The sequence below is a fragment of the Bacillus sp. NPDC060175 genome (genome assembly GCF_042728695.1).
Taxonomy (GTDB): domain Bacteria; phylum Bacillota; class Bacilli; order Bacillales; family Bacillaceae_G; genus Bacillus_A.
The window spans coordinates 1-12,055 of record NZ_JBHWYR010000107.1 but is presented as its reverse complement, the minus strand read 5'-3'; the positions used below and the strand labels follow the sequence as shown (position 1 = coordinate 12,055).

Genomic DNA, 12,055 nt, shown 5'->3' with positions numbered 1-12,055 from the left:
ACAGTATCAATTAGATAAAAAAATTGAGGGATATTCACCTCTGACTTTAAAAATATATTATTTTCAATATAATCTTTTATTACGTTATTTCGGTGACATTAACATGAGTGAATTTACTACAGAAAAACTAAAGGGTTACTTAATTGAAGCAGGAGAACACTTAAAGCCATCTAGTTTAGGACACCGAGTTCGTTGCATCAAATCACTTTTTAGATGGACACATGATGAAGGTTTTATTCTTAAAAACCCTGCTGCTAAATTAAAAGAGCCGAAGTTAGGCAAAAGAATCCCAAAATTCCTTTCGGAACTAGAGATTGAACATCTTAGGGAAGCATGTCATAACTCAATGGAGAATGCATTATTTGAATTTTTGTATTCTACTGGCTGCCGTATTGGGGAAGTCATAAAACTGAATCGTGTCGATATTAACTTCTCAACGAATTCTGTCATTGTACATGGGAAAGGTGATAAAGAAAGGGAAGTATACTTTAATACTCGTTGCACCATTTGGTTAAAAAGGTATCTAGATGAAAGAGGTGATGAGGAGCCTTGTTTGTTTATTACGGAAAGAAGGCCAAAAAGACGTATGAGTATTGATAACCTAAGATTTATTATCAAACGTATATCAAATCGTGCCAGGATTAAAAAGAGTATTCATCCTCATCAATTACGTCACAGCTATGCTACACATATGATTAACAACGGTGCGCCACTTGAAGTGATACAAAGCTTACTTGGTCATGAGAAGAGTGAAACCACGAGAATATATGCTCAACTGAGCGGAAAGTTGAGACACGATTTTTATATTAAATATTTTTGAAAGCTACAGAAATTAATCTTCAATCAAAATCGAGGCGTGCATATATATAGACGTAACTTTTTGAATTGCGCCATATTATTGAACAACACCTTTAAAGAAAAATGAATGTCTATGTTAATATATAGATGATATTGTGAAGGAATGTACTTAAACTAACGGAGCATTTTTTTTGAATAAGGTATCCAAATAAATTGATAAGACTTTAGGGAAAGGTTATGGATACTTATACACACATCACGGTAGTCATTATAAATGTTGGATTGGTAGCCTTAGAACAATAAAAAAAGACCCTTAAAGGGTCTCATAATTAGCTATATTGAAACTGAAACACATTTGTCTATTAGAGAGTAAGGCGTTAACGCCAAGCTGGGGAGAATGTCATGTACACCAACATAAGAATTTTTCTCAAAAAATTTGCCATCAGCAATTCGTAAAAGCATCATAAGAGCGAATCTAATGTTTTTTTAAGTCACCACTTTTTTATTAGACACTATTTATCTTTTTAGGATAAATTTCTAGCTATTTCGTCTTTTACTGTAATCCCTACAGTTTCTAACTCTGCAATTTTTTCAGCAAATTGTGGCAGATATCTTTTATGTGCAATTAATAGTTCATCTAGTACACGTTTTGCTGTTTCGCCGCTAGGGATTAACGGGTTTATTATAAACGCTTGTAATGCTAATCCGTAATCACCGGTTACTGCTGCTTCTTCTACACATAGTTCCATATTTTTCATTACTTGCAGCCAACCTCTTTCAGCCGGTTGAAGAGAACCGAAAGCAATTGGTCTTGCTCCTGCAGCACCAATATATGCAGAAACTTCCACAACATCGTCCGGAGCCAAGTCTGGAACAGCGCCATTATTTTTTGTTGAAACTACGATGTGTGTATTTTTATTTGCATAGATGGAAGCAATGGTTTCACATGCAGCATCTGAATAGTGGGCGCCTCCACGTTTAGCCAACTGTTCAGGTTTATAATTTAAGTTAGGATCCTTATACAATTCAAATAGTTCTGCTTCTGTCTGTTTAACTTGTTGAGCTCTTGTTCCAACGTTCGGATCATTGTATTCTTCAAGCAAATGTTCTAACATCTCGTCATACCGGTAATAATAACGGTGATAGCCGCAAGGGATCATATTCATCTGTTTCAATTGTTCTTTAAAAAACGGAACATCAAAAATATTTGACGGTATACCGGAATCTCCATCATACAATTTATCGATGATTTCGGAAGTTACATCATTTCCCTTCAAATCTTTAACTCGATGCCAGTGAAAATGGTTTAAGCCGGCAAAAGTATATATTAGGTCATCTAAGATTGTTTCTATTAATTCCGGTTCAGATTTCATGGCATTAACTGGAACATTGCACAACCCAATAACCTTTTCCCATTTACCATAACGAATAATTGCATCCGTAACCATTCCACTTGGGTTCGTGAAGTTGATTAACCAAGCATTCGGGCATAATTCTTTCATATCTTCCACAATGCTTAAAATAACAGGAATCGTTCTGAAAGATTTGAAAATTCCACCTGCTCCATTTGTTTCTTGACCTACCATCCCATAGGATAATGGAATTCTTTCATCTTTAATTCTAGCATTTAGTAAGCCAACTCTAAATTGAGTGGTAACAAAATCAGCATCTTTCAATGCTTCACGACGGTCTAATGTTAAATGGACTTTGACATCATATGGAGAAGCATCCCACATTCTTTGAGCCATCTTACCAACAATTTCAAGTTTTTCCTTCCCATCTTCAATATCAACAAGCCACATTTCTCTAATTGGCAATTCTTCATATCTTTTAATAAATCCTTCCATTAATTCAGGAGTGTAACTGCTGCCTCCACCAATCGTTACAATTTTTATACCTTTTGTCATTTTATTTTTCCTCCTTGTTCTCTTTTACTATTTTCATTTTTGTTATTTTTTAATCTCTATTAAGAAAGGGAGCGTTTCTCTTTTGTTACTGTATTTACATACAAACAAAAAATTTGTAAATTTAATTTAAGAATGGGGATAGTAATATTAAATAGATTGTTACTTCCTCCTTTCTTACCTGTAGTATAAAATAAGGAGAAATATAATCAATATAATACAGCGAAAATCATTCTTCATTTACATTTTCATTTACTAAAATAAATTTATTTTGTAAATGTGATTTACAAACGGAAATATTATTAGAGGTGATTAGATATGTTACTGACAGAGAAAATGAAAGAAGATATTTTTTCTTCATCTGAAAGAGCAATAGTCGTATATTTGTTTAAACAGAGAGAGAATATTAAAGATAAAACAACTAAACAAATTTCTAAAGAAACTTACACTCACCCATCCACCTTAATTAGAATTGCTAAAAAACTAGGATATAGTGGATGGGTTGAATTAAAAAATAGTTTTCTTGATGAAATTGAATATCTAAATAGTCATTTTTCTTCTATTGATGCTAATTATCCTTTTGATGACGGAGATAGTATCATGACCGTTGCAAATAAAATGGCTTTATTGAATCAGACAACTATTAGTGATACTTTGTCTCTCTTAAATCATGATGATTTGCAAAGGGCAACTAATATGTTGGATAAAGCAGCTCATATTAAAGTATTTTCTATGTATCATAATTTATTGATTTGTCATGATTTTAAATCGAAGATGAACCGAATTGGAAAACATGTCAGTCTATGCACAGTTGATCCTCATTTCGAAGCAGTAAATTCTAATACTGAAACTTGTGCAATTGTTATATCTTATAGTGGGGAAAGTGAGGATATTGTCGGTCTGTTGCCATTTCTTAAGAGAAAGAAAGTACCTGTCATTGCTTTAACAAGTATTGGAGAAAATACCCTAACAAAATACGCTGATTGCATTTTGCGAATTACCACTAGGGAGAGATTGTATTCAAAGATAGGCAGTTTCAGTTCGAATGATTCCATCTGTTTTCTTTTAGATGTTCTCTATGCTTGTGTTTTTTCCGAAGACTATAAAAATAACCTCGAATATAAAATTCGCATTTCTAAATATTTCGATCACAGAAAAAGTTCCAATAAAGTTATGCAAGAAGTTAAACACGATAATGTTTAAATGAAGTTGTAACAATTTGTATTATTAATCAATTAACAATGACACCTCAAAAGGCTTATTTTTTAAAATTGTGAAGTATTACAATTAAACTATCGGGTGCTTTAGTTTCATTTTCCTTTCCATAGTAACAGCTAAAATAATTAGTGGTTTATTCAATTAAAGGGCGCGATTGTTGAGTAACACAAGTAGAAAATGATTAAACTTTTTTAATAATTATTCACTAGCAACACACAATCCAAGCATTTTGCCCAAACCTTTTTCAAAATGTTTGGGTTTCTTCTGTTGAAAAATCAATTGTTGTAGCATGCTTTTGATCAAACTTTATTACAAACCAACAAGTAGAGAAATTTTTTATATAAGGACAAACAACATCGTAAAATCTTTAATTTCATATATAAAATTAATAAGAATTATGATATGATGAAAGCAAGCAAATACTTCTAAATCTATCTTGCAAAAGGACACACCTACGCATACATATGCCATAGGTGCGTCCTTTTTTCGTTGCCTATAAATTCCTGGAAAAAAGAGAGGGGGAAGGTGTATTGTGTACGGGTGAAATATCAACTACAAATGTATCTTTTGTGAATGTGGAGAGTCAGAAGCAGAATAAGGGAAGTTGAAATATCAACATATCCTAAATGTAATAAGCGTTTATTCAGGGCTACGTTTAATGAACATCCAAAGTGGGTTCGATTTTACTTGTGTTGTAACTATAAAGAAGTGAATCCAGCATATAGTCCATTTTTATATTAAGTAGAGAGATACGCTTATAAGGGAGTAATTAATGAAAACATCAATAAAAATTCTTATATTGTCTGTAATTTAATTGGATATATTTTTCGGAACGTTTTCTTGGTTTTTTATCCTTATATTTCTCGCAGGTTTTATGGCACCTCAGCCGACTTACTTAGAGTCTTTGGAAATTCTAGTAATCATGTGCTTATATGGCAATACATATGTGTTATGGTTATTTCGCATTTTGTCATGGGAGAAAAAACGTCATGCTCGAGTGCAATTATTCGTTTTTCTTAGTTTAGCAATATTACATTTTTATTTATGGATATGGTACGCGTTTTAATTAGGAGGGAGATACTACGGTATGAAACCATGGATTAAGATTGCTTGTATAACATCATTAGTCTTTCAAATTACAGTATGTAGCAGTTCAACACAAACAAATGATTCTAAGGCAGTACAAATAGCACGGAAAACCGTTCAACAGGGTACGGAAACAAAAAAGAGTAGTATCGATATTCCCGGAGCGTATAAGGACAAGTTAAAAGGTTTAGATACGGTTAAAGGGAAAGTGGTATATACGAAAGACGGAGACACAGTATAGGATTGTGATTTAAACCATAACCTTGCCACTTTGGCAAATTTATGGTTCTTTCTCTTCGTGGCAAATTTATGCTTCCAACGATAAAATTTTTAATCACTCATAAAATCGCTTGAAATTATAAAGGCGTTAAAAATAAGGTTTTACTAAATTTACTTAAAACCACTTAATTGCAGGAGTGTTCATGCACCTTATAACTTAAACTTACTTGCGAATAAACTTATTTTAACTTAAGATATCCTTATGGAGGTTACTTATGAATCAAGAAGAACGATTGATACGAGTCCTTAATTATTTAGAAATACAAAAAACCATGAATATAAAACAAATGTGTGAAATGTTTCATATCTCACGAGATACTGCAAGAAGAGATATAGTAAAACTTTCAAGAAATAAAGCAATAGTTAGAACCTATGGTGGAGTGGCTTTAGCTACTTTTCATAAGAAAATTGATACTTATCAAAAGCGGTCACAGACTGAATTAGAAACGAAAAAATTGATTGGAATGAAAGCTGCAAATATAATTGCAAACAATGACATGATTTATTTAGACGTTTCAACAACAGTCAACTTTGTAGCGCAACATTTGCAATCAAAGAACGTAACTATTGTGACGAATTCGATTGATACTGCTTATATGTTAGCTCAATCTGAAGATACGACTATTCACCTTTTGGGAGGAACTTTAAATAAGGTTTCTCGACATACTACGGGGACTTCGACCACTGAAAAACTCAAAGATTATCACTTTGACAAGGTGTTCATTGGAACCGCAGGTATTACAGAAGACGGGATATACTATGGTTTTGAAGAAGATATTTATTTCAAGCGTGAATTAATAAAACATGCTGATCAAGTTATTTTAGTGGCAGATCACACTAAATGGAATCAGCGACGAAATTATAAGGGTTTAACGCTTGAATCTATAGACACATTCATTACAAATCAAGTTATGTCTAATGATTTATATAATACTTTGAAAGAAAACGGTGTTGAAGTAGTAATTGCAAGTGAAGATTAAAAAATAGGGAGGATTTATTTTGATTACATCTCTTGTTTTTGACGTAGACGGCACAATTTTAGACACAGAAAAAGCAATACTAAAATCCTTACAAAAAGTTTTAAAAGAAGAACTAAAGGAAGATTATGCGTTACAGGATTTAAGATTTGCATTAGGGATTCCTGGAAAAGAAACCTTAAAAAAATTAAATGTACAAAATATAGATGTTGTTCATCCGAAATGGGCCAAATCTGTACTAGATTTTTCTCATGAAGTCTCCGTGTTTGAAGAATTAGAAAGCATTATTAAAGAGTTATCCCTTAGTAAATTAAAGCTTGGTATTGTTACATCAAAAACTAAGCAAGAATTAATAGATGAGTTCGAGCCATTTGATCTAAGCGGTCATTTTGAACATACAATTTGTGCGTGTGATACGGATAAACACAAACCACACCCTGAACCATTATTAGCTTGTTTGAAACAATTAGATGTTCCTAATAATGAGGCAGTATACATTGGAGACTCTATATACGATATGCAATGTGCGAAAAGTGCTGGTGTTAAATTCGCACTCGCTTTATGGGGCTCAAAGACAAAAGAAGGTTTTGAAAAAGCTAATTATGTATTAAATACCCCAAAAGATATTTTGGATTTAATTTAATTAAGCTCGTTTCTAATCAAGACATTAAATTACTCATTAAAAAGTCGATTTCTTAACGTACAGGAAATCGACTTTTTATTTATAATCCCTTCATCCAATTCTTTCTACATTTTAGGCATCTTTGCAGCAGGAACATCTAGAATTAGAGTGTAAAAAATGTATCTTGAATAGTAGAACGAAAAGATTGGCAACGAATTTGTTTTGCCCAAAATGCCGTTTCTGCTTCTCTTTCTTGTAATGTCATGTTAGTTCTAAAGGGTGAAGGAAGAATAAGAGCAGTTACAGCTGGTATTGAATGAAAAGTTATATTATCTAGCTTTAGAAATTTTCGCCACATATTAAGATCACTCCACACATCCTCTGGTCCAGGACTCCATCCTTCAAGAAAACGGTGATAGGTAACTATGCGGTGTCCAGCAATCGTAGGACTAAAATTTATATGACTCTTTCAACATACGATCGCGAGTCTCAAGTTCCTCAAATGATCCCTGAATGGCCATCATTTGTTCCTTATTCACAATAGCCATATAGCGGCTATGTACAAAATCTGCTTTGGATAAAGCTTGCTCCATGTATTGTAAGTGATCAGGAAAACATGAATCATCGCCACTCAGATAACATACAAATTTTCCTTTTGCCAATTGTGATGCCTCATGTCGATAAATTTCTCCGTTCCTTGCACCTGATCCTATAAAAACAGAGAAGAAATCTTTAATCAAGCTCCTGCTTTTCAGCATAAAATACACCAAAACAATTACTTGAAATATTATTCATTTATCAATCTGAGTATGCTTTTTTAACTTTGCAACAGCAACCATAAATGCTCCTCATAATAAATATAAGGTTATTTTATATATACATAGATTTTATTCATCGTAAGCCTACTGAAAATAAGAAAAAACGTAAAAAGACAGCGGCTTATATTGTCATGCAATTTAAACTTTTAAAAGGGTGAATGGGGTATCGAAAGCGGTACAGTTATCTTTTAAACAAAGGAGTCAAAGTTACTCTGTCTCAAGTAAGACACGCCTTATGTAAGGTCAGCTCAAAGTGAAAAATTGTCACTTATTATAAGAAACAAAAGCAAGAACTCAATACGTTTCCCAATATATTAGAACGCTCTTTTATACCTAGTACAAAGGAAAGACCAACAGTGGTTGAGGAAATATAAATTATATTAGGTAGATTGGCAATAAATAGTGATTTATCACAGCTAACAGAGGAAGAAAAGCGGCAATATTACCATTTTGTATGCAGAAAATATGGACTAGATCCATTTACAGGGTTGTTTGCTTTTATCCGGTTTAAGGGAAGTAAGTGAACTACAGCTATAGGCGCAGTTCCTATTAGTACAGAAGTTGGAAGAAAACTTAGTCCCGCTCAGTTAGCTCATACACTGATGACTTGTGAAACCAAAGCAAAGAGACGAGCGACAGTATCACTGTGCGGTTTAGCTATGATGGATGAAACAGAAGTAGGTATACTTTTTGGTGTAAAACGATTTGATATACAATCCGTCATCGAAAATAAAGATTTACCTCTACAATCCAAACAATCTTATGGCGGTTATACAGTTATGGTAAAAGAATCAATGGGAAAATCAGAACTATTTGAGAAAGAAAAAATAAAAAAAAGAAGTGACTGTTTTGACAGAATTGAGAGAGTCATAATGGTACATCAAAAACTTCATGAAGAGAAGAAGTGCAACTATTATCATATAGAATTTGTTGTGAAAGATGAAAGAAACAAGCAAGCATGCATGCAATAATGATGAAGTATGGCATTATATATATTTCTTATATTAGCACTTATTTATTTGTCAATTCTCCTTTGTGTGAAAGTAGAGTGCACGAAAATGAAAGTGGAACGAATCTTGAGATTACTATTGAAGAGGGTGTGCTTATTTATTGAGTTGTAGTGCATAGATACTATAAGAGAGCATAGGATACACATATTTCTAGAGGAATTATGTAATAAGTGACATATGAAGAAGACAATGTTGCAAATATGAGAGGTTGAAAAGAAAGCTCACAAACCAATGTAGTTTTAAGAATAGTAGTAAATAAAAAACTGTATCTAGCCTGAAAAATACATCGAAAGGATAGCACCGGTATTTAAAGTATCTGGGGATATATTGTAAGGAAGGCAGATGTTCAATGAGTATATGCTTATAAAAAATACTGTAAAAAAACTATTGTATGTTAAAAATTTATATGTTACATTAATGTTACAAAAGTATTACTTTATGTGACTTTTGTTTCATTTTATCTTCTTATTGTTTATATTTTGTTACAAATCATATACTAGAAACGTTATTTCTATGTGCGTAAGAGTGTGTGTAGTAAGAAGTCTCAGTTAGAACTTCATACATTATATTAAAAATCCTTTCTGTCTTAAAAGAAGAAGAATACCAACTATTTAGGGGTTTTTAGGTAATGGGATTATATAAAATGTACTTCCTTTCCCACACAATTTAGTACATATTTAAGGTTCAGTCTAATTGCTGCGCAGTTACTTTTACATATGAGTGTATCGAAATAAATGAAGAGATTGGTAATTATAACAGCATTAAAAAATTAATTTCGAAATGGATTTAAATAGAGTGATTGAGGTATATAAAGTGAAAAATTCTTATAAAGTGTTTATATGTATTTGGATAATTATTTTGTTGTTTTTTGTAATTTATTTTGGATACAAAATGACATCTGATAATAATCAGGTATCAATACAAGAAAAACAGGTAAAACAAGAAGTTCAAAAAATGTCAGAAGAATCAAATGAGAGAGAAATAGAATTATTTGAAATATTCTAAAAGAAATCAGTAATAAAAAGAGGGCAGTTACGTACTAACAGGTTCCCTTTTGAGGTGCAAACATTGCAAATCACATCACATTTTTTGTCACTAATATAAATGGGATTCTCTAATTAAGTAACAATAATAAACGCAGAGGAGGGATAGCTTAATAGCTATCCCTTCATCTTAATATCATTTAAATAAATCTTCTATTATATTAGCAGGGGATAGTGATAGAAAAGTGTGTTCCTTTTCCTAGTTCACTTTCTATCTCTATATCTCCGTTTAATTCTTTAATAATACTGTACGCAATCATAGTACTAAGCCCAGTACCCTTTTCTGTTGTTGAATAAAATGGCAAAGCAATTCGTTTTATTTGTTGAGAAGACATTCCAATTCCTGTATCAATAATATCAATTACAATATTATCTTTCATTTTTTGTATATTTATTTGTAATACTCCACCATTTTTCATAGCCTCAATTCCATTTTGTATTATGTTGGTTAGACACAGTTTTAATTTCTCAGAATCAGCATTTATAAAAAGGGAGTCTGTAATATTCAGTTTTAATTCAACATTCCATGATAGAGCGAGTGGTGAAATTGTATCTATTACCTGATTCAAAATGTGATTAATATCTAGTTTCTCTTTAATAATGTTTTGTGGTTTGGTTAAAGATAAATAGTTATTTATAGTAGCCTGTATTTGTTGCATTTCAATTAACATGATTTCCAAGTACTTATCTTGAGGTACCTTAGAACTTTCATTTTCATTTAATAACTGAGTGAATCCCTGTACCGTGGTTAGTGGATTATGGATTTCATGCGCAATAGATGCAGCTAGTTCGCTGGCTATATAAAATTTTTCTGCTCTTTGCATTCTTTCTTTTATTTTATATTTCTCGATCATTCCTTCTATTAAATAAACTGATAATAATAATGTGAAAATATTTATGACTATATAATTAAATGAAAATTCGATGAGAGTAGAGTCAATTTTACCACCTGTATTTATTTGCGTTACAATACCGCAGATAGAAAGGGAAGTTGTACATATCAAAATAAGTATAATGCTTAATAATATCTTCTTTTCCTTGAAAAAAGTAGGTGATAAGTAACGAAACATGATTGTAATAACAGAAATAATAGTAAAGATAATAAATGATGGGAAAACTCCGCTTCCACCTAAGTAAAATCTATAAGAAAGATATAAAACTCCAATACAAATAATGCACTTTGTATTTCCATATAGAAAAACTAATATGATGGGAATAAAACGTAAATCATAAATGAACCCAGCATGTAAATGAAAAGGAAAAGTCATACAAAAAATAATTGAAATGGAGGAAAGAACAGAAATTAATATATTATTACATGCCATTTTTTCTGTATGTTCTAGCCAAAATACTTGGTAACTAAGGATACAAATTATAATAATAAAGGTATTTAATAATAGTGTAGGAATTCCCATAGTTTATGCCTCTCTGCGAGTTTGTAAGCAGGATTATGAATGTGTTTAATCTAGGTGTTTGGTTTTATTAGATTTTCTATCTTTAAAAAAGAAAAGGAAGGGCACTTGAAAAAGTGCTTTTTTACTATTTATATTAGAACCGATGAGGAAGATAGAAATAAAAAGTTACTTTTACTTATGAACAAAAAAACTGAACGTAGCCCTTATATAGCTAAAACATGAAGTGAATTACTGAAATAGTTACGTTTTTCTGGAGTGAATATTCCGAAAAAACGTTGTATATGACGAAATCTATTTTATAGCCTTCCCATATTAACATGTAATTTATTAAATTACAAAGAAAAAATTAAAAATTATTATTTTTTTGTTAGTTTAATTTATTTGAAAACGAAAAAGTATTCAAGAGGTCACGATTGAGATGCTAGGATACTTAGACCAATAGTCGAACTTCGTAATAACGTTGTTACTTTTTTACTCATATTCTTATTACTAATTTTAGTATGATAATCGACCGAAAGTTCCGATAATTAGCTGCGTACCCCCCTTTTTTATATCATTTTATATTAAATACAATGATATTTATTGTCACATAATAATGCAAATTTCCAGTAAACTAATAGAAAAAATCCTATAATAACATAATTTACTATCTTTGATATAAACAATGCAGGAGTAAATGCAATAAAATTTCATTATTAATCCTTATATTCAAGCTGAAAATATCTGTTTACATATTAAAATATCTTTTTAGTGGTCCTTCATGCCAAGAATCATTTCCGTACTCCAACTACTGTTATTCTAGTATTTTACCAGGTTTCTTATTTTGTTAAGGTATCCTAATATTTTTACTTTTATGAAACGATATGTTTTAATATCATAATTTAT

Annotated in this window: 10 protein-coding genes; 6 read left to right on the top strand and 4 right to left on the bottom strand. The window is 31.4% G+C overall.

The window, feature by feature from the left end:
* A partial coding sequence (locus ACFWDE_RS27890; protein ID WP_377896060.1) for a tyrosine-type recombinase/integrase occupies positions 1-820 on the top strand: 820 nt, incomplete at its 5' end.
* A gap of 502 nt (positions 821-1,322) precedes the next feature.
* Here ACFWDE_RS27890 and ACFWDE_RS27885 read toward each other — a convergent pair.
* A complete protein-coding gene (locus ACFWDE_RS27885; protein WP_377896059.1) occupies positions 1,323-2,705 on the bottom strand; it encodes a 6-phospho-beta-glucosidase in 1,383 nt (460 codons plus the stop codon).
* Positions 2,706-3,020: 315 nt separating this feature from the next.
* Here ACFWDE_RS27885 and ACFWDE_RS27880 point away from each other — a divergent pair, with 315 nt between their 5' ends.
* From ACFWDE_RS27880 to ACFWDE_RS27865, 4 genes are all read left to right on the top strand, one after another.
* Positions 3,021-3,905 (top strand): MurR/RpiR family transcriptional regulator, encoded by an 885-nt coding sequence (locus ACFWDE_RS27880; protein ID WP_377896058.1) that lies wholly within the window; start codon positions 3,021-3,023, stop codon positions 3,903-3,905.
* Positions 3,906-5,007: 1,102 nt separating this feature from the next.
* The gene (locus ACFWDE_RS27875) at positions 5,008-5,247 is read left to right on the top strand and encodes a hypothetical protein (protein ID WP_377896057.1); all 240 of its coding nucleotides are present in this window, start codon (positions 5,008-5,010) and stop codon (positions 5,245-5,247) included.
* A gap of 253 nt (positions 5,248-5,500) precedes the next feature.
* Entirely contained in the window at positions 5,501-6,265 is a 765-nt protein-coding gene (locus ACFWDE_RS27870; protein ID WP_377896056.1) for a DeoR/GlpR family DNA-binding transcription regulator, read from the top strand.
* A gap of 19 nt (positions 6,266-6,284) precedes the next feature.
* Entirely contained in the window at positions 6,285-6,905 is a 621-nt protein-coding gene (locus ACFWDE_RS27865; RefSeq protein ID WP_377896055.1) for an HAD family hydrolase, read from the top strand.
* A gap of 142 nt (positions 6,906-7,047) precedes the next feature.
* Here ACFWDE_RS27865 and ACFWDE_RS27860 read toward each other — a convergent pair whose 3' ends face one another.
* Together ACFWDE_RS27860 and ACFWDE_RS27855 are read right to left on the bottom strand one after the other, a co-directional pair.
* A complete protein-coding gene (locus tag ACFWDE_RS27860) occupies positions 7,048-7,242 on the bottom strand; it encodes a hypothetical protein (RefSeq protein WP_016096711.1) in 195 nt (64 codons plus the stop codon).
* Between the two features lie 91 nt (positions 7,243-7,333).
* On the bottom strand, positions 7,334-7,642 hold the full coding sequence (locus ACFWDE_RS27855; RefSeq protein ID WP_377896054.1) for a glycosyltransferase family A protein: 309 nt from the start codon (positions 7,640-7,642) through the stop codon (positions 7,334-7,336).
* A gap of 662 nt (positions 7,643-8,304) precedes the next feature.
* On the opposite strand from ACFWDE_RS27855, the gene ACFWDE_RS27850 reads away from it, so the two are divergent.
* Complete coding sequence (locus tag ACFWDE_RS27850; protein WP_377896053.1) at positions 8,305-8,673, top strand: hypothetical protein; 369 nt, start codon at positions 8,305-8,307, stop codon at positions 8,671-8,673.
* Between the two features lie 1,243 nt (positions 8,674-9,916).
* Here the strand turns inward: ACFWDE_RS27850 and ACFWDE_RS27845 are convergent.
* The gene (locus ACFWDE_RS27845; protein ID WP_377896052.1) at positions 9,917-11,170 is read right to left on the bottom strand and encodes an ATP-binding protein; all 1,254 of its coding nucleotides are present in this window, start codon (positions 11,168-11,170) and stop codon (positions 9,917-9,919) included.
* Between the last annotated feature and the right edge of the window lie 885 nt (positions 11,171-12,055).